Origin of the sequence: Shinella kummerowiae, from assembly GCF_009827055.1 — a bacterium.
Classification (GTDB): Bacteria; Pseudomonadota; Alphaproteobacteria; order Rhizobiales; family Rhizobiaceae; genus Shinella; species Shinella kummerowiae.
Genome location: NZ_WUMK01000001.1, coordinates 552,574 through 578,034, shown reverse-complemented (window position 1 = coordinate 578,034; position 25,461 = coordinate 552,574). Strand labels below are relative to the sequence as shown.

The window sequence follows — 25,461 nt, the reverse complement described above, 5'->3', positions numbered from 1 at the left end:
CGGTGCCGCCCCGTGTATTCTTGCAGCCGGAAGGTGACGCGGCATGACCTCGAGGGTGCATGCAGGCGTCGCGGCTGCAATGCGGAGAGCCCGGGGCTTGAGAATTCTGCTGATCGAGGATGACGCCGTTCTGGGCGAGGCGGTGCGGGACTATGTGGCCGGGCTTGGCCATGCCGTGGACTGGATGCAGACGCTCGATGACGGCCGGGCGGCGACCGGAACGGTCGATTACGACCTGATCCTGCTCGACCTGCGCCTGCCGGATGGCAGCGGCCTGACCTTGCTGAAGGACCTGCGCCGTGCCGGTGCCGCCACGCCCATCATCATCCTGACGGCCCATGACCAGATTTCCGACCGGATCGAGGGGTTGAACAGCGGGGCCGACGACTATCTCGTCAAGCCGTTCAATCTCGGCGAACTCGGTGCCCGCATGCTCGCCGTTGCCAGGCGGTATGCCGGCGCGTCGCTTCCGGTGCTGGAGGCCGGACCGCTGACGATCCAGCTTGCCGACCGCCGTGTGGTGCGGGAGGGCATGCCGGTCGATCTTTCCAGCCGCGAATGGGCGGTGCTGGCGCGGCTTGCCACACGGCCGGACGCCATCGTCTCCAAGGGAGAAATCGAGGAGGCGCTCTATGCCTTCGGCTCGGAGATCGAGAGCAACACGGTCGAGGTCTATGTCAGCCGGCTGCGCAAGAAGCTCGGCAAGGATTGCGTGGAGACGTTGCGCGGTATCGGCTACAGGCTGGGACGATGATGGATCAACTTCTGAAGACGGAGAAAACCGCACCGCGTCCGCCGCTGCGCAAGAGTGCCTTCTCGCCGAAAAGCCTTGCCGGCCAGCTCATGCTGTGGATCACCGTGATCATCACCGCGCTCTGGCTCGTTGCCGTGGGTTTTGGCGCGCTCGTCATGCGCGACGAGTTCGGCGAAATTTTCGACGGTGCCCTGCAGGAGACGGCGGAACGCCTGGTGCCGCTCGCCGTCGATGACCTGCGCCACCAAGAGGATCTCGGCCCGCGGGAAAACCCCGGTTCGTTTCGTGCGGAGCCCGGTGAAGGGAACCTCACCTATCAGGTGCGCGACAAGACGGGCCGCGTGCTCCTGCATTCCCATGCCGCCGCAGGCGAGCCGTTCGATGCACCGCTGAAGGTCGGCTTCTTCGATGGGGCGGACGGCCGTGTCTATACGGCGTCGACGGCAGACGGGACGATTTTCGTGCAGGTGACCTATTCCGCGCAGGAGCGGCACGAGGCCGTGGTCGAAGGTTCGCTCGCGCTTCTCCTTCCTGTCCTGCTCATCGTGCCGGTCACGGTTGTCGCGGTCTGGTTCGTCGTGCGCCGGGTGCTGCGGCCGGTCGAAACGTTGCGCGCGGCAATCGGCGAGAAGGACGGTGGCAATCTCGCCGCCATCGAGGAGGTCAGCCTGCCGCAAGAGCTGCGGCCGATCCTGCGGTCGGTCAACCTGTTGTTGGCGCGTCTGCGTGACGTGCTGGCCGCCGAGCGGGAATTCACCTCGAACAGCGCACATGAGCTGCGAACGCCGATTGCCGGCGCGCTGGCGCAGACGCAGCTTCTTCTTGCCGAGCTCAAGGATTCCCCCACGGCGGCGCGTGCCCGGCAGATCGAAACCTCCTTGCAGAAACTCACCAAGCTGACCGAGAAACTGCTCCAGCTCGCCCGCGCCGAGGCCGGGATAGGCGTGACCGAAACCACGTTCGACGTCGCGGATGTCGTCGGCGTCGTTGTCACCGATTTCCAGCGCGCGTCCGAAGACAGCGACCGTATCCGTTTCACGCGTGATCCTGCGGGGTCGCGAACATGCGAGGGCGCTGCGGATGCCTTCGCCATCGTGCTGCGCAACCTCATCGAAAACGCGCTTCTGCACGGGCGGCCCGACGAACCGGTCGGCGTCCATCTCACGGAGGCCGGCAATGTGCGCATCCGCAATGGTTCCCCCCGCATGTCCGATGCCGACCTTGTCGCCGTGCGCAAACGGTTTGCGCGGGGCAGGACGCTGGCGCCGGGCTCGGGGCTTGGCCTTTCCATCGCCGACCGGCTGCTTGCACAGATGCGGGCGAGCCTCATGCTGACCTCGCCGATTCCCGGGCAGGCGGATGGATTTCAGGCCGAGATCGTGTTTGCTGCCGCTCGCTGAGAGATGGCAGGCATCGGCTCGCGGTGCACGCGGCTACGACGCCTCTGGGACAGGCGCGAAACTCTTCTCCAATCGCTCCCAGCTTTCATCCATGGCATAGGCCGGCGACACGAAGGGTATGCCGATATGGCCAAAGCGAAGGGAAAGCTGCCACTCGGCCGTCTCCTCATCGACGTTGGCGACCTGGTTGAGATAGATCGCCGAAGCGAGGCCCGTGCGATCGGAGCCGGAACGGCAATGGATGAGCAGCGGTTTCGGCGCGTCACGAAGAAGGGCCGCCAGCTGGCGTGCCTCATCGACGCTGAGCTCCCGGTTCGCCGACATATCGAAGTCGATCAGGGTCAAGCCGAGAGCACGCGCCGTGGCGACTTCTTCCTGATACCAGGTGGCATTCGGCTTGCTGCCGCGCAGATTGACGATCGTTTTGATGCCATAATTCGCGACATAGCCGGTAATCTGGGCAGGGGTGGGCTGATTGGAGCGATAAAGCTCGCCAGTCAGGACCGTTGCAAAATTCCCGGTGAGCTGGATTGCGACGAGATAGACGGCGAGGACAAGGCCGATCAGGCTGGACAAAATACCGGACCATTTCAACAACGTGTGCATGGAGCGTTTCCCGTTTGTATGGGGCGCTCTTTGACGGCGTGTCCTGACAGGACGCTGAACGGAGACAGGGCTGGCAAGCGTAAGCGTGCCGTTGGGTTTTGCACTCCGCCCCGTTTGCTCTAAATGGTCCGACTGGACACAGTCTGCAGAAAGAAAAATCTTGAAAGCCACGCGGAAGGCAAAGGGACGAAAAGACAAGCCCAAAACCTTGTTGCAGAAGCTCGCGGCGTCGCCGGAAAAGCTGTTTTCAGGGGCCTTCCGCCAGCAATATGCGGCCCTTTGTTTCCGTTACCTGTCCGACGGCAGCAGCATTCAAATCCTCGTCGTCACATCGCGCGACAGCGGCCGCTGGATCATTCCCAAGGGCTGGCCGATGAAAGGCAAGAAGCCGCACCAGGCCGCGGCAATCGAGGCCTTTCAGGAGGCGGGTGTGCTCGGAAAGATCAAAAAAGCGCCGGTCGGCCACTACACCTATCTGAAGGTGCTGGACGATGGCGATGTCGCGCCCTGTATCGTGGACATCTACCAGATCGAGGTGACAGAGGTCGCCGACAAGTTCAAGGAAAAGGCCGAGCGAACGCTTGCCTGGGTGAGCCCGGATGAGGCCGCCCGCCGCGTTCGCGAAATCGAACTCAAATCCCTGCTCGTCGAATTCGTGCCGCGTTGAAGACGGCTCCAGGACCTTCGAAGGCTTCGATCCGGCCCGCGAGCGTGCGGCTTTAGACCGGAAACCCCAACTCTATCGTCGTGCCTTTTCCCGGCGTCGAGATGATCCGCGCGTCACCGCCACTTTGGCGCATGAAGCCATAGACCACAGCGAGGCCGAGGCCCGCGCCGCCTTCGTTATCGCGTGTCGTGAAGTATGGCTCGAAGGCCCTGTCGACGGCCTCGGGCGACATGCCGGTGCCATTGTCGGTGACGGACACTGTGACGCCGGCGTCGTTGCCGGCGCAACGAACAAGAATTGTCCCGCCGCCTGGCATGGCCGCCGCTGCATTGAGGCAGAGATTGAGGATCGATTGCTCGAAGAGGGCCGCGTCAATGAGGACGGTGGGCAGCGGCTCGGCGATCTCGAAGGTAAGCCGGCATTTTTCGCCGATGGCGATTTCCAGAACGTCGGCCATGCCGCGCAACAGCGCGCCGATCTCCACCGCGCCGGGATGGATCGGCTGCTGGCTGCCGATGGAAAGCATGCTGCCGGCAAGCGACCGGCCCCGGTCGGCCGCCTTGCGGATGCGGGCGAGATGCCGCTTCTGGCGGTCGTTGAAGCCGGTTTCGCGTTCCAGCAGGCCGAGACTGCCGGTGATGATGCCGATCATGTTACCCACTTCGTGGCTCACCTGGTGGGTCATGCGCATGATGCCGTCGAGGCGCTGGATTTTTGCGGCCTCTGCTTCCTGCCGGTCCATATCGGTAATGTCGCGTGCCAGAAGCACGATGCCGCCATCCGGCTGGCGGGATAATGACACTTCCGTCACCCGCCCCGTTTCGGAGCGGTGACGCTGCACCGACCGCCCGTTGAGCAGGCCGCCGTCATTTTCGGCCGGAAGCAGCGCGGGGTCGATCTCCGGCAGCGGCGTCACGAATTTGCGGAGCGGCAATTTCCGCGCCGAGCCCGACCAGCCGACCAACTCGATGACGCGCCGGTTCATGGTGATCGGCCGGCCGCGCGGATCGAACAGCGCGATGCCCTCGTTCATGCTGCGGAAGGTCGAGCGGATGGTCCGCGCCGCCGCCTCCGCCGTGCGCCGCAGCCGCGAGACGCGCTCGACGCTGTCCCGGAACGCCCGGAAGGCTTCGAGCAGCCGCACGAGTTCCGTCTCCGTGCCATCATAGGCGGGTGTATTGACGTCCTTGCGTCCTTCCGCCAGCGCATTCATGCCGGTGGAGAGCGCCACGATGCCGCGCGACACACGCATGACCGAGCGAATGGAGAAGATCGCCATGACCAGCACGAGCAGGGAGGCAACGGCGACGATGACCAGCAGGCGGCTCAGCGCATCGGAGGTCGAGACGAGGTCTTCGTTGAGCCCGCGGGCGACCGCTTCGCTTTGGGTTTCGGTAGCATGCGAGAGATCGCGGGAAACGGAATGCAGGCGCGCAACAGCCGCGCGGATGGAAAACATTTCGAGCAGGTAGCGGGTCTGCGCCTCGAAGACGCGCTCGTAGGGCACGAGTTCGGCCGAGGAAATCCGCACGTCCGGCGCTGCCCGTTCGAGGCGGGGCGTGGTTTCCGCGACGTAGCGGCGGCGCAGCTCGCCGAGCTGGAAAAGGCTGTCGGAATTCGAGGCCGATTGCACGATGCCATTCAGTCGGCGGCGGAAATCGGCATCCGGTATGCCGCTGCCGGTGGCGATCTCGCCGAGTGCCGCGGCCGCCTCCGCCTTGTGCTGCTGGGCGGCTTCCGCGTCACCGGCGAGCGTCGTCGTCTGCGTTCGGATCGTCTCCAGCAATTCGACGATGTGGCCACCGGAAAAACCCTTCACGGTCGTTTCTTTGTTTTCCGGCTGCATGGTGCGCAGCAGCGCGTCCACCTGCGCGACAACGGCGCGGCTTTCGCTGGAGACCCGGTAGGGTGAGGTCGCGTTCATCAGGAAGGGTGCGCTGGATACGAGGTCGGAGACCTGGCGCGAGACGAGCGAGGCCTTTGCGAGGCTGGAAAACGCCTGCAGGCCATAGGCCGCCATTTCCTCCCGTGCACGCTGCAGGCCGTAGACCGCGATGGTCGCCAGGCTGAAGACGAGCACGCAGATGAAGGCGATCGCGAAGGGCAGCCTGAAGGCGATGGACGAGAGGAAGGGGCGGCTGATCACGGCGAAGACTCACCTTCGTCCGTGCTCAGCATATAGCCTTTGCCCCGGCGCGTCTGGATGTGGCGCGGCAGATCCGGATTGCGCTCGATCTTGCGGCGAAGGCGCAGCACGAGCACATCGACATTGCGGTCGATGTAGCGCTCGCTTTCCGCGCCGAGCCGGTCGAGAATGTGCGCGCGGCTGACGGGCATGTTCGGCGTTTCGGCAAGGATTTCCAGCAGGGCAAACTCGGCGCTGGTGAGGGACTTGGTTGGATCACTCAGGCAGATGGCGCGGCGTTTTTTAAGATCGACTGACCAGTCGCCGAGTTTCAGCGCCGCCGGTTCGTGCTCACGCTCGGTTTCACGCTCGGGCTTCAGCGACGGGATCGTCCGGCGCAATACGGCCTTGATGCGCGCCGTGAGTTCGATCGGCTCGAAGGGTTTGACGACATAGTCGTCCGCCGCCGTCTCCAGCCCCAGCACCCGGTCCGCGGCACTGCCCGCCGCCGTCACCATGACGATGCCGATATTGGTTTGCGCACGCAGGCGCTGGGCGAAGGTGCGGCCCGAGGTGCCGGGCAGGTTATGGTCGACGAGCACCAGATGCACCGTTTCGCGCGCAAGTACGACCGTCGCCTCTTCCGCCGAGGGGGCGGTCAAGGGTATCCAGCCTTCCGCCTCCACGAGGTCGGAGATGAGCTCCGCCATATCCGGATCGTCCTCGACGATCAGAATCCGTATCCTCTCATTCAACACATGCACGTCCTCCCGCACGCATCATAGTAGGCGCGGTCACAATCTTCAAAGCGGCCTCGCGTTATGCGACGTGTCACATTTGTAATCTTTGTCATTTTTGCCATGCCAATGGTGTTCCAGGCTGTAAGAACGGTAACCATTCTGCGGCTTGCGGCGCGCGGCAGATATGACATCCTGACTGCGGAGATTGGGACGTTCATCGTTCCAAATGGGAGGAACATCGTGAGAGGCATCACCGCATTCGGCGCGGGCGTGGCTTTGTGGCTATGCGGCGCCACGGCCGGCATGACGGCCCCATCGCTCACCGTGCTGTGCGGTGTCGACGAGGCGTGGTGCGCCGCGATGAAGACGGCCTATGAGGCCAAGTCCGGTCTCGACATCGCGATGACCCGCAAGAGCACCGGCGACATCCTCAACCAGATCCGCGCGGAAAAGGCGGCCCCGACCGTCGACGTCTGGTGGGGCGGCACGGGTGACACCCATTTGCAGGGCGGATCCGAAGACCTGCTGGAACCCTACCAGCCGGCGCATGAGCGCGACATGCTGCCCTGGGCGCAGAATTTCTTCGCGATGTCCGGCGGCCGTTCGGCGGGCATCTATGCGGGAGCGCTCGGCTTTGCCTACAATGCCGATCTGCTGCGCGACCTGAAGCTGCCGGCCCCGACCTGCTGGAAGGACCTGACGGACATCGCCTATCGCGGCCGCATCCAGAGTGGCAATCCGAATTCTTCCGGCACCGCGTTTACGACGCTCGCGACCCTTGTTCAGCTTTTCGGCGAGGATGAGGCCTTCCGGTTCCTCGCAGCGCTCAACCGCAATATCGACCAGTACACGACGGCCGGTTCCGCGCCGGTCAAGGCTGCGGCGCGCGGTGAAACTCTGATCGGCATTTCCTTCATGCATGACGCCGTCACGCAGAAGCAGGCGGGTTCGCCGCTGGTCATCGTCGCGCCCTGCGAGGGCACCGGCTACGAGATCGGCGCCGTCAGCATCGTCAAGGGCGCCCGGCATCCGGAAGAGGCGAAGCGCTTCGTCGATTTCGCGCTGAGCCCGGAAGGGCAGGGCACCGGTGCCGCGTCCGGCCAAAACCAGGTGCCGTCCAATGCGAAATCAGCCCTGCCGCTTGCGGCGCCGGATATCTCGCTGATCAAGATGGTGGACTATGACTTCGCCACCTTCGGCTCGCCGGAAGAGCGAAGTCGGCTGCTCGAACGGTTCGATGCGGTGATATCCGCGACGAACTGACCGCCAACGCCAACTGAATTCCGAAATCGTGAACGTGCCGCTCGCAAGCAGGCCGATGGCCTTGCCGTGGCTCGCCAGCGCCAAAAATCCAAAACCAGGCAACAGGAGGATGCCCCCATGACCAAGACCCTTTCCCTTATGCTTTTCGCCGGTACGGCGCTTGCGGCGCTGCCGGCGCAGGCGGCCGGTGACCTCAACCTCATCTGCTCGGCCGATGTCGTTATCTGCGAGCAGATGAAGGGTGACTTCGAGAAGGCGCACAGCGATATCAAGGTGAACATGGTGCGCCTGTCGTCCGGCGAGACCTATGCCAAGGTGCGCGCGGAAGCCCGCAATCCGAAAACGGACATCTGGTGGGCCGGCACGGGTGATCCCCACCTCCAGGCGGCGTCCGAAAACCTTACGCTGGAATATAAGTCGCCGAAGCTCGACGAGCTGAACGACTGGGCGAAGAAGCAGGCCGAAAGCTCGGGCTACAAGACGGTCGGCGTCTATGCCGGCGCGCTCGGCTGGGGCTACAACACGGAAATCTTCAAGTCGAAGGGCTTCAAGGAGCCGGTCTGCTGGGCCGACCTGCTGGCGCCGGAACTGAAGGGCGAAATCCAGATCGCCAACCCGAACTCGTCCGGCACCGCCTACACGGCGCTCGCCTCCCTCGTGCAGATCATGGGCGAGGACCAGGCCTTCGACTACCTCAAAAAGCTCAACGACAACATCTCGCAATACACCAAGTCCGGCTCGGCACCCGTCAAGGCGGCCGCGCGCGGCGAGACGGCGCTCGGCATCGTTTTCGTGCACGATGCAGTGGCGCAGACGGCGGAAGGTTTCCCGGTCAAGTCGATCACGCCCTGTGAGGGCACCGGCTACGAGATCGGCTCCATGTCGATCATCAAGGGTGCGCGCAACCTCGACAATGCGAAGATCTGGTACGACTGGGCGCTGTCCGCGGACGTCCAGTCGCGCATGAAGGATGCAAAGTCCTTCCAGCTTCCCTCCAACAAGAGCGCTGAAATTCCCAAGGAAGCACCGCGCTTCGAGGATATCAAGCTGATCGACTACGACTTCAAGACCTATGGCGATCCGGCCAAGCGCAAGGCGCTGCTCGAGCGTTGGGACCACGAAGTCGGCGCCGTCGCCAACTGATGATGTCCTGAGTGGCGGCGCCCGTCTCCCCCGGGCGCCGCCTTTCCACAAACAATAAAACAGCGAGGTCGGCCATGACGCATGGCAATCGCAGGCTGGACATGGTCCTGATCCTGGGCGCGGTCGCTTTGACCCTTCTGCCCTGGTACCGGATCGAGGGCGGCTTTTACGGGTTCGGCTGGCTCGCCGGTTTCCCCCTTTCCTCCGAAGCGGCGCCCAATCTGGTGCAGGTCGCCATGCACGGTCGGCTGTGGCTCGCCGTCGCCGTGTTGCTCCTCCTCGTCGCGGGCGCGGCGCGCGGCATGGCGGACCCGATGCGCCGCGGTGCCGTGCTGGCCTGGGTGGGGGCGCTCGGCGTGCTGTTCCTCTCGCTGCAGGGCCTCGCGATCGGCTTCACCGGCTGGACATGGACGATCAGCGAAGCCCTGTTCGGCCCGCTTTCCGATGGCCAGCCGTCGACGGGCGCGGGCGCGGTTCTGTCGGCCGTCTGTTTCGTATTGCTCTTTGCCTTCGGCCTTGCCGAGCGCGGCGTGATGAAGGGGGATGCCTTCGTCGTCAGCGCGATTTCGCTGCTCGTCTTCCTCGTCGCCGTCTTCGTCTTCTACCCGATCGGTAGCATGTTCATCGGCGCGGTGCAGGATTTCGACGGCTCGTTCAACCCGGACAACTTCATCCGCAACATGCAGGATCCCGGCATTTGGAGCCTCGGCTGCCTGACCGGCGGTGCACGCTGCGGTGTCGCCTGGCGCACGCTCTGGCTCGCCATCATGACCGGCCTCGGTTCGACACTGCTCGGCCTTGCCTTCGCGCTCGTCGCCACGCGCACGCGCTTTCCCTACAAGAAGGGCCTGCGCCTGCTGACGATCCTGCCGATCATCACGCCGCCCTTCGTCATCGGTCTTGCGCTGACATTGCTCTTCGGCCGTGCCGGCGTCATCACGCAGGGCCTGTCCGACCTGTTCGGCATCGAGCCCGGCCGCTGGCTCTATGGTCTCACCGGCATCTGGATCGCCCAGGTTCTGTCCTTCACGCCGATTGCCTTCCTCGTGTTGATCGGTGTCGTCGAGGGTGTCAGCCCGTCGATGGAGGAGGCCTCGCAGACCTTGCGCGCCGACCGCTGGCGCACCTTCTGGCGTGTCTCGCTGCCCCTGATGAAGCCCGGTCTCGCCAACGCCTTCCTTATCGGCTTCATCGAAAGCATGGCCGATTTCGGCAACCCGCTGGTGCTCGGCGGCAGCCACGGCGTGCTGTCGACGGAAATCTTCTTCGCCGTCGTCGGCTCGCAGAACGATCCCTCGCGCGCCGCCGTGCTCGCCACCGTCCTCCTGTGTTTCACGCTGTCCGCCTTCCTCGCCCAGCGGTTCTGGCTGTCCGGCAAGAGCTTCGCCACCGTCACTGGCAAGGGCGACAGCGGCGCCCACATCGCGCTCCCGCGCGGCCTGTCGATCGGCGTGCACGCCGTCGTCATTCCGTGGGGCCTCTTCACGCTCGTCATCTACGGCATGATCCTCGTCGGCGGCTTCGTGAAGACCTGGGGGCTCGACAATTCCCTGACCCTCGACCACTACGCCAAAGCCTTCTCGATCAGCTTCGACAACGGGATTGCCTGGACGGGCGTCGCCTGGAACTCGTTCTGGACGACGATGGAGATCGCGCTGATATCCGCGCCGCTGACGGCCGCCGTCGGCCTGCTGACGGCCTATATCATCGTGCGCCAGAAATTCGCCGGCAAAAACGCCTTCGAATTCGCGCTGATGATGAGCTTTGCCATTCCGGGCACGGTCATCGGCGTCAGCTACATCATGGCCTTCAACCTGCCGCCGCTCGAAATGACCGGCTCGGCGCTGATCCTGATTGCTTGCTTCGTCTTCCGCAACATGCCGGTCGGCGTGCGCGGCGGGATTGCGGCGATGAGCCAGCTCGACAAGAGCCTGGACGAGGCCTCGCTGACGCTGCGCGCCAACAGCTTCCGCACGATCCGCAAGGTCATCCTGCCGCTCTTGCGCCCCGCCATCACCGCGGCCCTCGTCTATTCCTTCGTGCGGGCCATCACCTCCATCAGCGCGGTCATTTTCCTCGTCAGCGCCGAATATAACATGGCGACCTCCTACATCGTCGGCCTCGTCGAGAATGGCGAATACGGCGTGGCGATCGCCTATTCCTCCATGCTGATCGTCGTGATGATCACGGTCATCACCGGCTTCCAGCTTCTCGTGGGCGAACGCCGCCTCCGGCGCGAAAACCGCGTCGCCGGCGTCACCCCATCCGCTTCCTCCCATCAGGAGAAAACCGCATGATCACCCCGAAAGCCGGTTCCGTCGTCTTCCAGAACGTGAAGAAGACGTTTGGCGCCTTCACCGCCATTGCAGACCTGTCGCTGACCATCGAACCCGGCACGCTCGTCACCCTGCTTGGCCCCTCGGGCTGCGGCAAGACGACGACGCTGCGCATGCTGGCCGGCCTCGAACATCCGACGGCGGGGAAAATCCTCATCGGCGGCAAGGATGTCACAATGCTGCCGGCCAACGAGCGCGACGTCTCGATGGTGTTCCAGTCCTACGCGCTCTTCCCGCATATGAGTTCGCTTGAAAACGTCGCCTACGGCCTCGAATCCTCCGGTCTCTCCCGCAAGGAAGCGCGGGAGAAGGCGGAGGAAGGACTGGCTCTGGTCGGCCTTGCCGGCATGGGGCAGCGCCTGCCGGCCGAACTGTCCGGCGGCCAGCAGCAGCGCGTCGCCGTCGCCCGCGCGCTGGTGCTGGAACCGCAGGTCCTGCTGCTCGACGAGCCGCTCTCCAACCTCGATGCGCGGTTGCGTCGCCGCGTCCGCACGGAAATCCGTGAACTCCAGCAACGGCTCGGCTTCACCGCCGTCTATGTGACGCATGACCAGGACGAGGCGCTTGCCGTCTCCGATCGCATCATCATCATGAAGGATGGCGAGATCGCTCAGTCGGGCGCCCCGCGCGAGCTTTACGAGCAGCCGGCCTCCTCCTTCATCGCCGATTTCATGGGCGAGGCGAATGTCATCCCGTGCGAGGTGATCGGTATCAATGGCAGCGAGGCCGAGATCCGCATCGGCGGGTTCCAGCATTGCGTGCCGGCGGGCAGGGCCAAGCCGGGTGCGGCGAGCCTTGCCGTGCGCCCCGGTGCCGTCTCATTGTCCGAAGGGCGCGGGGAGGGGCTTGCCGGTCGCATACTGCATTCTGCCTACTTGGGCGACCATGTCGAATACGAGGTGGAAACGGAGGTCGGCACACTCTTCATCGTCGACGACGCCGTCGATCGTATCCTGCCGGCCGCCTCCGATGCGACGCTTGGCTTCCGCAGCCGCGGCATCGCGCTCATCAACAGCTAATGACCATGACCACCGCAAGGACCATCAGCATGACGTCACCCGAAAGTGCCCTCGACACCCGCTTCGCCCTCGCCAAAGCCCTTGCCCAGGAAGCGGGCGCCATGGCGCTCGACTATTTCAACCGGCGCGACACGCTGGTGATCGAAACCAAGCGCGACATGCAGGATGTCGTCTCGATCGCCGACCGCAACGTCGAAAAACTGATCCGCGAACGGGTTGCGGCCCACCTGCCGGAGGACGGTTTCCTCGGCGAGGAATTCGGCCTCACTGCCGGCAGTTCGGGTTATACCTGGGTCGTCGATCCGATCGACGGCACTGCGCCCTTCGTCAGCGGCATGCCGAACTGGTGCGTCTCCATTGCGGTGCTGCATGAGGGCGTGCCCGTCGTCGGTGTCATCGGCGCGCCCTGCCACAACGAACTCTATGCCGCCGCCATCGGCAAGGGCGCCAAGCTCAACGGCAGGGTGCTGACGCTCGACCCGTCCCGCACGATCCGGAATGCCCTGACCGGCATCGGCGTCAACAGTTATGTCGCGCCGGAATTCGTGGCGGGCATGGTGAGCCAGTTGCTACAGGCAGGTGGCAATTTCGTGCGCAACGGCTCCGGTGCGCTGATGCTCGCCTATGTCGCTGCCGGTCGGCTTGTTGGCTACTACGAGCCCTACATGCACGCCTGGGATTGCCTGGCCGGCTACTGCCTCGTGAAGGAGGCAGGTGGTTGGTATCACCCGTTCCCGACAGAGGGCGAACTGCTGACAAAGGGCGCACCGGTCGTCGCAGGCGGGCCGGGCGCTCGGGCCGATCTCGAAAAACTCGCAGGGATCGCCTGAGAGGCAGAGATTGGTGCAGGCAACCGGTTCGGGTGCCTGCACCGGTTGGGATCAGCCGATCGACATCAGGCTGGCATTGCCGCCGGCGGCGGCGGTGTTGATGGAGGTCGAGACCTCTTCCAGCAGCCAGTTGAGGCAATAGGCTTCCGGGTCGGTTGCCAGTTCCTCGGTCGTTGCCGCCTGCGTCAGCACCAGCGGGCCGGGCAGGGCCGCGATGCGGCGGTTGGCGGCGAGCACGGTCTCGGCATTCCCCTCGACCAGTGCTCCGGCGAACGGGCCGGCCTTTTCCCATTCGGAGGTCCACGAGAGGCGGGCAGCGACCGAGGTCGGCAGGTCCGCCAGCGTGGACTTCAGGGATGCGACCTCGTTGATGGCGATCTCGTTGCCTGTCGCGAGCGCAGCCGCGACCTGGCGCAGCAGGCCGGTTTCGCTCTCGGGCACCAGGAGAATGCGGCCGCGCGGGTGCAGGGCATAGAGGTTGCGCTCGCCGACGGGGCCGGCGAGTTCGCGCAGCAGGCCGAGTGCCGAGCGGTTTGCGAAGCCGCGCGCGGTCTCGCCTTCCGCCGTCCTGCCCTTGCGGTCGAGCCAGGTGATGAAGTCGCGCAGCGCCGGGTCGGTGTGGACCGAATCCTGCTGCGGCGGCACTGGCGCCTTCTGCACGAGACGACCGATATAGAGTGGACCGCCGGCCTTGGGGCCGGTGCCGGACAGTCCGCGTCCGCCGAACGGCTGAACCCCGACGACCGCGCCGATGATGTTGCGATTGACGTAGAGGTTGCCGGCCTTGATGCGGCTCGTCACATGCGCGATCGTCTCGTCGAGGCGCGTGTGAAGGCCGAAGGTCAGGCCGTAGCCCGAGGCGTTGATGTCGTCGATCAGCTTGTCGAGATCCGCGCGACGGAAGCGGATGACGTGCAGCACGGGGCCGAAGACCTCGCGCTGGAGATCGGAGAGTTTCTTGATCTCGATGATGGTCGGCGCGACATACGTGCCGTGTTCGGCAATCGCCGGCAGCGGCAGCTGCTCGACCTTGTTGCCGAGGCCGCGCATGCGCTCGATGTGGCTCGCGATCCCGTCGCGGGCTTCGGCAGTGATGACCGGGCCGATATCGACATGCAGGCTGTCCGTGCGGCCGAGCGTCAACTGCTGCAGGGCGCCCTTCAGCATGGTGAGCGTGCGGTCGGCGACGTCGTCCTGCAGGCAGAGCACGCGTAGCGCCGAGCAGCGTTGGCCGGCGCTGTCGAAGGCCGACGCAATGACGTCTGCGACCACCTGTTCGGCGAGTGCCGAGGAATCGACGATCATGCCGTTCTGGCCGCCGGTTTCGGCGATCAGCGGGATCGGCTTGCCGCCGGCCGACAACCGCTCGGCAAGCTGCACCTGGATGAGGCGGGCGACTTCGGTCGAGCCGGTGAACATCACGCCGGCCGTCTTTTGCGCGCCGACGAGGGCGGCACCGAGGCGGCCATCACCGGGCACGAACTGCAGCGCGCCGACCGGCACGCCGGCCTCATGCAGGATCTTCACGCTCTCATGGGCGATGATCGGCGTTTCTTCGGCAGGTTTTGCCAGCACCGGGTTGCCGGCAACGAGGGCGGCTGCAACCTGGCCGGTGAAGATGGCGAGCGGGAAGTTCCACGGGCTGATGCAGACGATTGGGCCAAGCGGCAGGTGGGACGGACCGAGCGTGCGGCGGGCCTGTTCGGCGTAGTAGCGCAGGAAATCGACGGCCTCGCGAACTTCGCCGATGGCATTGGCCGCCGACTTGCCCGCTTCGCGCATGATGATGCCCATCAACGGCTCGATGCGGCCTTCCATGATGTCCGCTGCCCGGTCGAGGCAGGCGGCGCGATCGGCCGGCGAAACGGTGGACCAGGCGGCGACATGATCGGCCGCCGCGGCAACGATGGCCTCGGCATCCTCGACCTTCGCCTGCGTGATGCGGCCGACCACGTCGCGGTGGTCAGCCGGGTTCAGCACGTCGAGCGTTTCGCCGCAGGCCTTGCCGTCTGCCAGGAGGGGTGCCGCGTGCCATTGCTTGGCGGTGGTACCGGCCAGTTCGGCCGACAGGCCCTGAAGCGTTTCTTCGTTGGAAAGGTCGAGGCCCTTCGAATTCTCGCGGGACTTGCCGAACAGTGCGTTCGGTAGCGCGATCTGGTCGTGCGGCGCGCCGACCACCGGCATGGCGGCGACGATGTCGACCGGGTCGGCGATCAGCGATTCGACGGAGACCTTCGGGTCCGAGATGCGGTTGACGAAGGAGGAGTTGGCACCGTTCTCCAGAAGGCGGCGGACGAGATAGGCGAGCAGCGTCTCATGCGTGCCGACCGGCGCGTAGATGCGGCAGGGGCGATCGAGCTTGTCCTTGCCGACAACCTCGTCATAGAGCGGCTCGCCCATGCCGTGCAGGCACTGGAACTCGTATTTGCCGACGGCGAAATCCGGGCCGGCGAGCTGGTAGATCGTGGCGAGGCTCTGCGCGTTGTGGGTCGCGAACTGCGGGAAGACTGCGTCCGGGGCCGCGAGCAGCTTGCGGGCGCAGGCGACATAGGCGACATCGGTGTGGATCTTGCGCGTATAGACGGGGAAGTCGGCAAGGCCGTCGAGCTGCGCGCGCTTGATCTCGGCATCCCAATAGGCGCCCTTGACGAGGCGCACCATGACACGCCGACCAGAGCGGCGGGCGAGGTCGATGATGTAGTCGAGCACGAAGGGGCAGCGCTTGCCATAGGCCTGCACGACGAAGCCAAGGCCGTTCCAGCCCTGAAGGTCGGCATCGAAGCAGAGGCCTTCGAGCAGATCGAGCGAGAGCTCCAGCCGGTCGGCTTCCTCCGCGTCGATGTTGAGGCCGATGTCGTATTTCTTGGCGAGTACTGCGAGCGCCTTCACCTTTGGCAGCAGCTCGTCCATCACGCGGGCGGCCTGTGCACGGCTGTAGCGCGGGTGCAGCGCCGAAAGCTTGATCGAGATGCCGGGGCCGTCATAGATGCCGCGGCCGGCCGATGCGGTGCCGATGGCGTGGATCGCCTTCTCGTAGTCGCGGTAATAGCGCTCGGCATCGGCGCCGGTCGTCGCAGCTTCCCCAAGCATGTCATAGGAATAGCGGAAGCCGCGGGCTTCGAGAGGCTTGGCGCGCTTCAGCGCTTCCTCGATCGTCTCGCCGGTGACGAACTGCTCGCCCATCATGCGCATGGCCATGTCGACGCCGCGGCGGATGACCGGTTCGCCGGCGCGGGCGATCAGGCGGGTCAGGGCGGCGGACAGGCCGCGATCGTTGACGGTAGAGGTGAGCTTGCCGGTGACGACGAGGCCCCAGGTGGCGGCGTTGACGAACAGCGACTTGCCGCCGCCGATGTGGGAGGTCCAGTCCCCTTCGGAAATCTTGTCGCGGATCAGCGCGTCGCGGGTGTCCGTATCCGGAATGCGCAGCAGCGCTTCGGCAAGGCACATCAGCGCCACGCCTTCCTGGCTCGACAGCGAATATTCCTGCACCAGCCCCTCGACGCCCGTTCCCTTGTGCTTGGCGCGCAGCGCCTCGATCAGCGTGCGGGCAGTGGCGCGGATGTCGTAGCGCTGCGTTTCGGTGACGCGCGCTGCGGCAACCAGCGGCGGCAGGCATTCCGTCTCGGGACGGCGATAGGCGGCGGTGATCGCTTTGCGCAAATCGCTCTGCGGTCGCACCGGCGGGGCGAACTGTGCGAAGGGGATGAGGGTTTCGTCGGCGGCGGGATTCTGCATGGAAGGACCTATGAGAAGCGGATCAATGGTAGGAGATAGGGTCAGCGAATGAAGGCGACGGCAGGCGCGTCCCGGTCGTCCGGGACATCATGAAACGGTAAGGCGCGCCCGGATTGAAGGCCCGTTTGCGCGCGCTCGGACCGCTCGGCCCTGATGTTGCACGCCGCGACAAGCGCCGGAATGGCGAGCGGCTTGTAGTGGCGGACGAGGTCCGGCGGCATGCTATCATCGAAGCTGTTGTCTTGCACCAATATCCCCTGTCGTCTGGCGCCGGAACATCGCCTGCACCCGGTCACGCAAGAGGCGGTCGGATGTCGTGCAATCATTCCTGGAAACTGCGCGGGACAATATCACGAGCCCTAGAAGCAAATGGACTTCATATCGTGCCGTGTTAGGCTATATGGGTCTATTTTTGCTTGAATGGAGGGTGATTTGCCTGAAATAGTGCAGGTTGATGGGTCGTTGGATGCGTTTGATCGGAAAATCCTCGAGGAACTCGCGGTGAACGGCCGCATTCCCGTGGCGGAGCTCGCGGAAAAGGTCGGCCTGTCCAAGACACCGTGCCAGAACCGCTTCAAGCGGCTGATCGCGGACGGCTTCATCCAGGGGTTCAAGGCGATCCTCAATCCGGCCAAGATGAACCTCGACCACATCGCCTTCGCCGAAGTGAAGCTCACCAACACGCAGGAGGACGCGCTCAACAGTTTCAATGCGGCGGTGCGCAAGATCAAGGAGGTGGAAGAGTGCCACATGATCGCCGGCCGTTTCGACTATCTGTTGAAGATCCGCACGCGTGACATCAAGAAATACCGGCTCGTGCTCGGCGAGCGGATTTCCAACCTGCCCTATGTCGCAAGCACATCGACCAACGTGGCGATGGAGACGGTGAAGGAGCGCGGATGACCGTTCCTGTCGTGCGCGTCGTGGCCAAGCCCGTCGCTGTCGTCTTCCCGCTTGAAATCGATCTTGTTGAACAATACTAATATTGTCATTCAACAAGTTTGCGTTTGCGCGGAGGAGAATTCCGGCGGCAAGCGGGTGGAAGAGGGGGAAATGTCATGAAGCCCAATCCTATAACAGCCGCACCGGCGGATGCCGCTGCCCGCAAGGCCATCGCGCCGGTGGTCTGCTATCCGGTTGAAACTTTGCCGCGTCCGGATCTGTCGGCCTACCGCGCTGTGCGGGATGACCTGACACTCGTCGAAACCGTCATCGTGCCGCCGCGCGAAGCGGCAACGTGGTCGGTGCCGGCGGGGCATTTCTGCCGCATCGTCTCCAGCGAAGGGCCACAGGTCGGCGACCTTAACCTGTTCAACGCGAACGACCTCAAGGAACGGCTGTTCACCGGCAAGACGCGGGCGCTGAACGGCACGCATGTCGGCCTCGGCGACCAGCTCTTTTCCAATTTCCCCTATCTGCGCCCGATCGCCACCATCACGCACGACACGCTGGACTGGTACGGTTTCGACGATTTCGGCGGGGCGGTGCATGACGTGATCGGCACGCGCTGCGATCCCTATACGCACAATCTCTTGAGCCATGGCGGACAGTACCACCATTGCTGCCACTCCAACCTCACCCGCGCCTTCGCCGCGAAAACCGGCATGGCCCCGCGCGAGGCGGAAACCTATGTGCACGACGTGCTGAACGTCTTCATGTGCACCGGCTTCACCCGCGATACCGGGCAGTATTTCATGAAGGCGAGCCCGGTGCGGCCGGGCGACTATCTGGAATTCTTCGCCGAGATCGATCTTCTCGGCTGCATGTCGGCCTGCCCGGGCGGGGATTGTTCGGCGCAGCATTCTTCCGATACGGCCAAGTGCTACCCGATGGTCGTGGAAATCTACAAGCCCAAGGGCCTGCCGGAAGGCTGGGCGCCGCCACCGATCAACGGCTATGACGGCACCCACGGCTTGTAACGCTCAACGCGGCCGGCGGACGGCGCGGATCTTTCCGCTGCTGCCGCCGCCGCAGAAGAACCGGTCGGCGCCATCGGATTCAAGCCCGGAAACGCCTGTTCCGTTGGGCATGACGATGGTGTCGAGCACGGCGCCGGTCTGCGGATCGAGACGGCGCAGGTCGCTTTCCTCTCCCTCCCACGTGCCGTGCCAGAGTTCGCCGTCCACCCAGGTCACGCCGGTCACCATGCGGTTGCTCTGGATGCTGCGGACGATCTTGCCGGTTTCCGGTTCGATCTGGTGAATCTGCTTGCTGCGATACTCGCCGACCCAGAGAAAACCCTCCGCCCAGGTAAGACCGGAATCGCCGCCATTGCCGGGGGCGGGAATGGTGGCGAGCACGCTGCCGGAGGCGGGATCGATCTTGCGGATGCGGTCCTCGGCAATCTGGAAGAGGTGGCGGCCGTCATAGGCGGTGCCGGCATGGGCGGCGACATCGATGGAACGCAGCACGCTGCCATCGTCGGGATTCACCGCATTGACACTGTCGCCGGAGGCGAACCAGACGTTTTCTCCGTCATAGGTCACGCCATGAACCTGATCGAGGCCCGGGAAGGGGCCGTATTCGCGGATGATGTCTGCTTGGGTGGTGGTCATTGTCATCTCCTTTGGATCGTTGATGGTGTGATCCTAATCGCCCGGCAGCGGACCCGGGAGTAACAAGAGTGTCGAGAAAGCGCCGGGTGTCGGCGTCAGCCAGCGCTGGGTGCGCCCGCGGCCGATCGACTGCACCTTGCCCGCCGCGGAAAGCTGCTCGAGTGCGCGCTGTACCGTGCGGGCACTGGTACCGAGCGCAATGGCGAGCGCCGAACTGGACCAGGCCTCCCCATCGGCAAAGAGCGCCAGCACATCGGCGTGTGGTTCATCGCGCGGCGGGGCGAGCACGGCGACCGGCCGGCCACCGCGCGGCGCCAGCAGGAAGCCGTCCCGGGTGGCGGTAATGTCGGCCAATGATGCCAGTTCGGCGCGCAGACGGCCCATTTCCACGCGCAGGCGGGCACGATGCGATTCATCGGCATGTTTTGCCCGGAAGGCTCGCAGCAGCAGGGTTTCCCGGCTGGCATCGTCGGGAAAGGCTTCGGCCAAGGTGCGCAGCAGGGAGAAGAGGATGGGTCGCGTCGCGAGCGACAGCTTAACTTCCCCGCAGCGCAGGACATGACGGCAGGCGTCGACGACCAGACTGTCTGTCGTCAGCAGCGCCTCGACATCGTCCGGGAGCAGCGAGCGCTCCGCACCGTTTTCAATCAGGCGGGCTGCCGGTTTGTGCAGTATTGCGGCGTCGGCTTCCACTTCCTCGATGAGAGCCGGGATGCGCGCAAGCTTTGCGGCCTCGATGGCGCGTGAAAAGGCATTGCGGGCAATCGTCATGTGCAAGCGGCGGATTGCTATGCCGGCTGCCGCCAGTTCATGCGCGGCCCGCAGCGGCGGGGGTAGGGTGGCGGGATCGACGTCAGCGAGCAAGGCCGCAGCATCGTCCAGCCGGCCGATCAAGAGCAGGCGACGAATGGCAAGGGTGCGAGCGTGCGCGGCATTCAGCCAGTCGCCATGGGCCGCCAGCGTCGCGCCCGCTGCGGCGAGCGCCTTCACCGGCCAGGTCAGATCGCGCGAAACGAGGGCGATTTCCGCTTCGGCGACAACGCAGCGCGCCCGCGCGACAACCTCGCGCGGGCCAAAGGCGCCGGCGGCACCCTTCAGCAACACCTTTGCCCGGTCGAGATCACCAAGCTGGGCCATCGCGATGCCGCGCAGCGCCAGGGCCGGGGCGTCGTTGCGCAGCGCCACGCGGTTCAGCGCGCCGAGCGGATCGCCGGTGGCAAGGGCCCTGGCAGCCGCAGTGATCATCGAGTCCATGCTTTTCCCGTCACACTTGTAACTCCCGCGCTGGCGAAAGCGGTGTCTATCCTCGGCTCATCGACACAGAAGAAAGGATGTTCGTGATGCGCAATCAAGCCGTTTCGCACGAGGACTGGCTGAAGGCCCGCCTTGAATTGCTCGCCGAAGAGAAGGAATTCACGCGAAAGCGCGAGGCGCTGACCCGCCGTCGCATGGCGATGCCTTGGGAGCGGGTGGAAAAAAGCTACGAATTCGAGGGGCCGAACGGCCGGCAGTCGCTGGAAGAGCTGTTCGACGGGCGCTCGCAGCTCCTTGTCTATCACTTCATGCTCGGCCCGGACTGGCAGGAGGGCTGCACACATTGCTCGTTCTGGGCGGACAACTTCAATGGCATCCCGATCCATCTTGCCCAGCGCGACGTGACCTTCAAGGCTATCTCGCGTGCGCCCTTCGAAAAGATCGAGGCCTATCGGCAACGCATGGGCTGGAATTTCCCCTGGGTATCGTCGGGCGGCAGCGATTTCAATTTCGATTACCAGGCTTCCGCGACGCCGGAGGAGCTGGCCGCCGGTCGTGCCACCTACAATTTTGAAATTCGTGCGAACACGATGTCGGAAATGGTCGGCGTCAGCGTCTTTTACAGGAGCGGGCCGGGCGAGGTGTACCACACCTACTCCTGCTACGCGCGCGGCGTCGAGATGGTGAACGGTGCCTATCACTTCCTCGACCTCGTGCCGAAGGGCCGTGATGAGGACGGTCTTCGCTATCCGATGCAATGGGTAAGGCGGCACGATCAATATTGATTTTGGGGCGGTCCAGGCCACAATCGGCCGGCCGCGAAGGAGATGACAATGATCCATACGCATTATCGCTGGGTGATCGTCGCCGCGGGCGGCCTGCTTGGCTGCATCGCCATTGGCGCGATGTTTTCGCTGCCGGTCTTCCTGTTGCCGATTGCCAAGGACACCGGGTGGTCGGTGACCGGCGTTTCCACCGCCATGACCATCGGCTTCCTCGCCATGGCCTTTGCCAGCATGTTCTGGGGTGGGCTGTCCGACCGGGTGGGGCCGCGGCCGGTGGTGCTGGCGGGTTCGGTGCTTCTGGCGGCGAGCCTGGGGCTCGCCAGCGTCGCGACGTCGCTGGTCGCCTTCCAGTTCGTCTTCGGCCTGCTCGTGGGTGTGGCGGCGGCGGCGGTCTTCGCGCCGATGATGGCCTGTGTGACGGGCTGGTTCGATACGCACCGCAGCCTTGCCGTTTCCCTGGTTTCGGCCGGCATGGGCATGGCACCGATGACCATGGCGCCCTTCGCCGCCTGGTTGGTGTCCCTGCACGACTGGCGGACCTCGATGCAGATCATCGCCGTCGTCGTCGCGGTTGTGATGATCCCCACCACGTTCCTGATCCGGCGCCCGCCGGCCCTCGAGGCGGGGGGCGAAAGCCTTGCCGAGGTCGATGGCGCGCAGGAGGGCATGACGACGCGTGATGTGATGACATCGCCGCAGTTCATCATCCTGTGCCTGACGAACTTCTTCTGCTGCGCGACCCATTCGGGGCCGATCTTCCATACGGTGAGCTACGCCATCACCTGCGGCATCCCGATGATCGCGGCGGTTTCGATCTACAGCATCGAGGGCCTCGCCGGCATGGGCGGCCGCATCGCCTTCGGCATCCTGGGCGACCGGTTCGGCGCCAAGCAAATCCTTGTGCTCGGGCTGCTCGCGCAGGCTTTTGGCGCACTCGCCTATGTGTTTGCCGGCGGGCTTGCCTCGTTCTATGTCGTCGCAGCCATCTTCGGCTTCATCTATGCCGGCGTGATGCCGCTCTATGCGGTGATCGCGCGGGAAAACTTTCCGCTGCGGCTGATGGGTACGGTTATCGGCGGCACGGCCATGGCGGGAAGCCTCGGCATGGCGCTGGGGCCCGTCGCCGGCGGGCTGATCTACGATACCTTTGCCAGCTACACATGGCTCTATGCCGGCTCTGCAGGCATCGGCATCGGCGCCTTCCTGATCGCCATGACGTTCAAGCCGGTGCCGAAGGCGCAGGGCGCGCTGGCGGCGGCTTGAACGGAAGGACGTTAGAATAAAGGCGTTTACGGCATGGCCGAGTCGCCTCACATTTTCCCCGCCATGTCGGCAGTCTTCCGGCATGGCGGGGAAACTTTGTTCAGGCTGCGCCGGCCGGATCGCCGATCGGCATCAGTGTGGGATTGGTTGCCTGCTCCCGCTTGATCTCTTCGTCTTCGCTGAGCTGCTCGCCGTCCTTCGTCTCGTTGACAGCGTCGCGGTCGGGCCCGCGCGCTGGCTGTTGCGTGCTGCCGGGAGCGCCGGGTTTCGGTTTTTCGATCGTCATGGTCGGTTCCTCAAAAATTCATGAACTGCGCAGGGTTTCGGCGCGCGCGCATGAGAAGATCAAGCTCGCGCTTGGAAGGGCCGAACTTGTCGAACAGGCGCTTGGCCTCCTGCTGCGGCAGGTCATAGGCGCTACGGAAGGCGTCCACTGTATAACGCTCGCCCGACAGCCTTCTGTGGTCAGGGAAAAGCTTTGATTGGTCCGGCATCTGCGATCATGCCCAATGTCGTTGACGGTCTCTCAACCGGCAAGGGCGGCGAATGTTCCCGAAGAATTTTGGAAAGGTTCGGGCGGATTGCTCCGACCCGGCTGCGGGTGCCCTCGCGTCTTGTCAGGCGTGCAGCATATCGCCTGTCAGCCGGGCGCGACGCGTGAGATAGCCGGCAAGCGGGTCGTCGAACGCGTTTTCCGCCGAGCAGACGGCATCGAGGAACAGCGAGAACAGAGTGGCTTGTGAGGTGACGTCCAGCTTCGCATAAAGATTGCGGCGATGCAGCTTCACGGTCGTCGGCGCGATGCCGAGTTTTGCCGCGATCTCCTTCGCTGAATGACCCCGCAGGATCAGCTGCACCACCTGGCATTCGCGATTTGTCAGAACGCTGCGGCCGAAATTGCGCACCGCCTGCGCCAGCGCGCTTTGCAGTTGCGCCTCGCCTTCCTGTCCCCCGGGGCGGAGATCACGGTAATGCCGGACGATGGCCTTCACCAGAAGAGGCGTCGCGGTGCGCAAAAATGTCAGGTCCCGGCTTTTGAAGCCCGGCCGCGCATGGCGCCGGGCAAGCGAGATAGCGAACTTGGTGTCCGTGTCGAGGCTGACGAGCACGTTGATTTCGTCTTGCAGGCCCGAATACTGGTAGTATTCGCGGTAGTAGTCGCTGTCACCGAAGCTGCTGTCGATTTCGCTCAACTGGTGCACGCCGTCGATGCCTTCTTCCAGCGTCAGGCGGTAAAACGGGTCAAGCCGGTAGTAGCCCTGCAGATATTGCTGGATGTTGGACAGGCCCCGGTCTGTGCGTGTGTCGTTGAACAGGATTTTGGGTGCCAAGCCGCGGCGGTAGAGCAGGATGAGGCTCGCGTCGAAGGTGACCTGCTGCTTCAGGGCATTCATGATGCGCTCCTGAAAGTCCAGCCGGCCGATGCCCTCCAGCAGCGCCATGGCGAGATCCGCAATCGCCGCGACCTGATCATCCCCGTTCCGTGTTTCGACAGTCATGTCTTCTCCGTGGCCGATGGGGTTCCATCGCCGATGCCCCGACGCCTTGCTCGCCGTTTGTGATTGTCGCGTGCCCTCGTCAATTACGGAAGAGCCATATTTCGGAATCTGCGCGAAGCGGCTTGACCTCAGAGGCGTCAGTCGAGTGTCAGACGTAAATCGCATACGAGAAGTTGAAACCGTCATATTTTTTCGAACTAAACCCGCGTTCAACGCACATCGATAGTGCCGGTCTGCTGCGCGGCAACTGGTTGATGCCTGCCCAACATAGGCTCATGTCCATTGCACATCGGAGTTTTGGATGGATTGTCGACATTCTATGTAGCGAACTGTTGATGATCCATTTTTTACATTGTACACAATTATTGCGGTCTGAAAGATCGCACTGAAGTGGCGGCTGCTGGAGGGCGGCATGCCGTCTGCATCCAACAACACCCGTGGGAGGGGAAGCATGAAACAGGCACTTCTTTCGATCTGCGCAGCCGCACTGGGCCTGACGATGGCCGGCCAGGCTTCGGCAGCCAGCACGCTGGAAACCGTCAAGGCGCGTGGCAAGCTGGTCTGCGGCGTTTCGCTCGCGACGCCGGGTTTTGCAGCGCCCGACGACAAGGGTCGCATGCAGGGCTTTGATGCCGATATCTGCCGTTCGATCGCCGCTGCCGTGTTCGGCGATGGCGACAAGGTCGAGTTCGTCCCGACCAACATCAACACCCGTTTCCAGGCGCTGCAGTCCGGCGAAATCGACGTTCTGTCGCGCCAGACCACCCACACCTTCTCGCGTGACGCGTCGCTTGGCCTCGATTTCGGTCCGACCGTGTTTTACGACGGCCAGGGCCTGATGGTGCCGAAGTCGCTCGGCGTTTCCAGCGCCAAGGAACTGACGGAAGCGGCAATCTGCACCCTGCCGGGCACCACGACGGCGCAGAATATTTCCGACTTCTTCCGCGCCATCAACGGCAAGTTCGAACTCGTCGTCTTCGAAAGCCCGGACGAGAACCGCGCCGCCTTCTATTCCGGCCGCTGCGAGGCGATCACCTCGGACCGTTCTGACCTCGCCTCGATCCGCGCCGTCGCCAACAACCCGGCCGACTACATCGTGCTGCCGGAGACGATCTCCAAGGAGCCGCTCGCGCCGGCCTTCCGCCAGAACGATTCCCAATGGGGCGACATCGTATCCTGGTCGGTCTGGCTGCTGATGGCGGCCGAAGAGAAGGGCATCACCCAGGCGAATGTCGACGAGAAGCTGAAGAGCGAAGACCCCGACGTGCAGCGCATGCTGGGCGCCACGGAAGAGCTCGGCAAGATGCTCGGCCTCGACAACAAGTGGGGCTACAACGTCATCAAGAGCGTCGGCAATTACGGCGAAGTGTTCGAGCGCAACGTGGGCGAGGGCACCAAGCTCGGCCTGACGCGCGGTCCGAATGCGCTGTGGAATGCTGGCGGCATGATCTACTCGCCGCCGATCCGTTGATCGCTTTTTCCTT

At 64.2% G+C, this 25,461-nt stretch carries 23 protein-coding genes; 13 read left to right on the top strand and 10 right to left on the bottom strand.

Going from position 1 to position 25,461, the window contains the following annotated elements:
- The first annotated feature begins 97 nt into the window (after positions 1-97).
- Together GR138_RS02645 and GR138_RS02640 are read left to right on the top strand one after the other, a co-directional pair.
- The gene (locus tag GR138_RS02645) at positions 98-754 is read left to right on the top strand and encodes a response regulator transcription factor (RefSeq protein WP_160857051.1); all 657 of its coding nucleotides are present in this window, start codon (positions 98-100) and stop codon (positions 752-754) included.
- Positions 751-2,154 (top strand): histidine kinase dimerization/phospho-acceptor domain-containing protein, encoded by a 1,404-nt coding sequence (locus GR138_RS02640; protein ID WP_338091031.1) that lies wholly within the window; start codon positions 751-753, stop codon positions 2,152-2,154. The genes GR138_RS02645 and GR138_RS02640 overlap by 4 nt, the downstream gene beginning before the upstream one ends.
- 33 nt (positions 2,155-2,187) lie before the next feature.
- Here the strand turns inward: GR138_RS02640 and GR138_RS02635 are convergent, their stop codons facing one another.
- Positions 2,188-2,760: a dual specificity protein phosphatase family protein gene (locus GR138_RS02635; protein ID WP_202402472.1), complete on the bottom strand. Its 573-nt coding sequence runs from the start codon at positions 2,758-2,760 to the stop codon at positions 2,188-2,190.
- Between the two features lie 160 nt (positions 2,761-2,920).
- Here GR138_RS02635 and GR138_RS02630 point away from each other — a divergent pair, with 160 nt between their 5' ends.
- Positions 2,921-3,427, top strand: coding sequence for an NUDIX hydrolase (locus GR138_RS02630; protein ID WP_160857050.1), 507 nt, complete (start codon positions 2,921-2,923; stop codon positions 3,425-3,427).
- Between the two features lie 52 nt (positions 3,428-3,479).
- On the opposite strand, the gene GR138_RS02625 is transcribed toward GR138_RS02630, so the two are convergent.
- Together GR138_RS02625 and GR138_RS02620 are read right to left on the bottom strand one after the other, a co-directional pair.
- The gene (locus GR138_RS02625) at positions 3,480-5,573 is read right to left on the bottom strand and encodes an ATP-binding protein (protein ID WP_160857049.1); all 2,094 of its coding nucleotides are present in this window, start codon (positions 5,571-5,573) and stop codon (positions 3,480-3,482) included.
- Entirely contained in the window at positions 5,570-6,310 is a 741-nt protein-coding gene (locus tag GR138_RS02620; RefSeq protein WP_160857048.1) for a response regulator, read from the bottom strand. The genes GR138_RS02625 and GR138_RS02620 overlap by 4 nt, the downstream gene beginning before the upstream one ends.
- A gap of 222 nt (positions 6,311-6,532) precedes the next feature.
- On the opposite strand from GR138_RS02620, the gene GR138_RS02615 reads away from it, so the two are divergent.
- From GR138_RS02615 to GR138_RS02595, 5 genes are all read left to right on the top strand, one after another.
- Complete coding sequence (locus GR138_RS02615; protein WP_338091030.1) at positions 6,533-7,555, top strand: ABC transporter substrate-binding protein; 1,023 nt, start codon at positions 6,533-6,535, stop codon at positions 7,553-7,555.
- Positions 7,556-7,672: 117 nt separating this feature from the next.
- The gene (locus GR138_RS02610; protein ID WP_160857047.1) at positions 7,673-8,698 is read left to right on the top strand and encodes an ABC transporter substrate-binding protein; all 1,026 of its coding nucleotides are present in this window, start codon (positions 7,673-7,675) and stop codon (positions 8,696-8,698) included.
- A 74-nt stretch (positions 8,699-8,772) separates the two neighbouring features.
- Positions 8,773-10,995 (top strand): ABC transporter permease, encoded by a 2,223-nt coding sequence (locus tag GR138_RS02605; protein WP_160857046.1) that lies wholly within the window; start codon positions 8,773-8,775, stop codon positions 10,993-10,995.
- Complete coding sequence (locus GR138_RS02600) at positions 10,992-12,053, top strand: ABC transporter ATP-binding protein (protein ID WP_069058189.1); 1,062 nt, start codon at positions 10,992-10,994, stop codon at positions 12,051-12,053. Before GR138_RS02605 ends, GR138_RS02600 begins: the two co-directional genes overlap by 4 nt.
- A gap of 29 nt (positions 12,054-12,082) precedes the next feature.
- Positions 12,083-12,883 (top strand): inositol monophosphatase family protein, encoded by an 801-nt coding sequence (locus tag GR138_RS02595; RefSeq protein ID WP_160857045.1) that lies wholly within the window; start codon positions 12,083-12,085, stop codon positions 12,881-12,883.
- A gap of 51 nt (positions 12,884-12,934) precedes the next feature.
- On the opposite strand, the gene putA is transcribed toward GR138_RS02595, so the two are convergent.
- On the bottom strand, positions 12,935-16,621 hold the full coding sequence (gene putA / locus GR138_RS02590; protein ID WP_160857044.1) for a trifunctional transcriptional regulator/proline dehydrogenase/L-glutamate gamma-semialdehyde dehydrogenase: 3,687 nt from the start codon (positions 16,619-16,621) through the stop codon (positions 12,935-12,937).
- Between the two features lie 41 nt (positions 16,622-16,662).
- Entirely contained in the window at positions 16,663-16,869 is a 207-nt protein-coding gene (locus GR138_RS02585; RefSeq protein ID WP_160857043.1) for a hypothetical protein, read from the bottom strand.
- A 172-nt stretch (positions 16,870-17,041) separates the two neighbouring features.
- Here GR138_RS02585 and GR138_RS02580 point away from each other — a divergent pair, with 172 nt between their 5' ends.
- On the top strand, positions 17,042-17,524 hold the full coding sequence (locus GR138_RS02580) for an Lrp/AsnC family transcriptional regulator (RefSeq protein ID WP_160857042.1): 483 nt from the start codon (positions 17,042-17,044) through the stop codon (positions 17,522-17,524).
- Between the two features lie 155 nt (positions 17,525-17,679).
- Positions 17,680-18,540, top strand: a complete 861-nt coding sequence (locus tag GR138_RS02575; RefSeq protein ID WP_160857041.1) for an urea carboxylase-associated family protein — start codon at positions 17,680-17,682, stop codon at positions 18,538-18,540.
- Positions 18,541-18,543: 3 nt separating this feature from the next.
- Here the strand turns inward: GR138_RS02575 and GR138_RS02570 are convergent, their stop codons facing one another.
- Together GR138_RS02570 and GR138_RS02565 are read right to left on the bottom strand one after the other, a co-directional pair.
- Positions 18,544-19,176, bottom strand: coding sequence for a Vgb family protein (locus GR138_RS02570; RefSeq protein ID WP_160857040.1), 633 nt, complete (start codon positions 19,174-19,176; stop codon positions 18,544-18,546).
- A gap of 33 nt (positions 19,177-19,209) precedes the next feature.
- Positions 19,210-20,430: a helix-turn-helix domain-containing protein gene (locus GR138_RS02565; protein ID WP_160857039.1), complete on the bottom strand. Its 1,221-nt coding sequence runs from the start codon at positions 20,428-20,430 to the stop codon at positions 19,210-19,212.
- Between the two features lie 86 nt (positions 20,431-20,516).
- Between GR138_RS02565 and GR138_RS02560 the strand changes: the two genes are divergently transcribed.
- Entirely contained in the window at positions 20,517-21,215 is a 699-nt protein-coding gene (locus GR138_RS02560; protein ID WP_160857038.1) for a DUF899 domain-containing protein, read from the top strand.
- Positions 21,216-21,263: 48 nt separating this feature from the next.
- Complete coding sequence (locus GR138_RS02555; protein WP_160857037.1) at positions 21,264-22,478, top strand: MFS transporter; 1,215 nt, start codon at positions 21,264-21,266, stop codon at positions 22,476-22,478.
- A 100-nt stretch (positions 22,479-22,578) separates the two neighbouring features.
- On the opposite strand, the gene GR138_RS02550 is transcribed toward GR138_RS02555, so the two are convergent.
- The 3 genes from GR138_RS02550 to GR138_RS02540 form a co-directional block, all read right to left on the bottom strand.
- Entirely contained in the window at positions 22,579-22,764 is a 186-nt protein-coding gene (locus GR138_RS02550; protein ID WP_160857036.1) for a hypothetical protein, read from the bottom strand.
- A gap of 10 nt (positions 22,765-22,774) precedes the next feature.
- Complete coding sequence (locus GR138_RS02545) at positions 22,775-22,972, bottom strand: hypothetical protein (protein ID WP_160857035.1); 198 nt, start codon at positions 22,970-22,972, stop codon at positions 22,775-22,777.
- Between the two features lie 123 nt (positions 22,973-23,095).
- A complete protein-coding gene (locus tag GR138_RS02540) occupies positions 23,096-23,977 on the bottom strand; it encodes a helix-turn-helix domain-containing protein (RefSeq protein WP_160857034.1) in 882 nt (293 codons plus the stop codon).
- A 451-nt stretch (positions 23,978-24,428) separates the two neighbouring features.
- Between GR138_RS02540 and GR138_RS02535 the strand changes: the two genes are divergently transcribed.
- Entirely contained in the window at positions 24,429-25,448 is a 1,020-nt protein-coding gene (locus GR138_RS02535) for an amino acid ABC transporter substrate-binding protein (RefSeq protein ID WP_160857033.1), read from the top strand.
- Positions 25,449-25,461 lie beyond the last annotated feature (13 nt).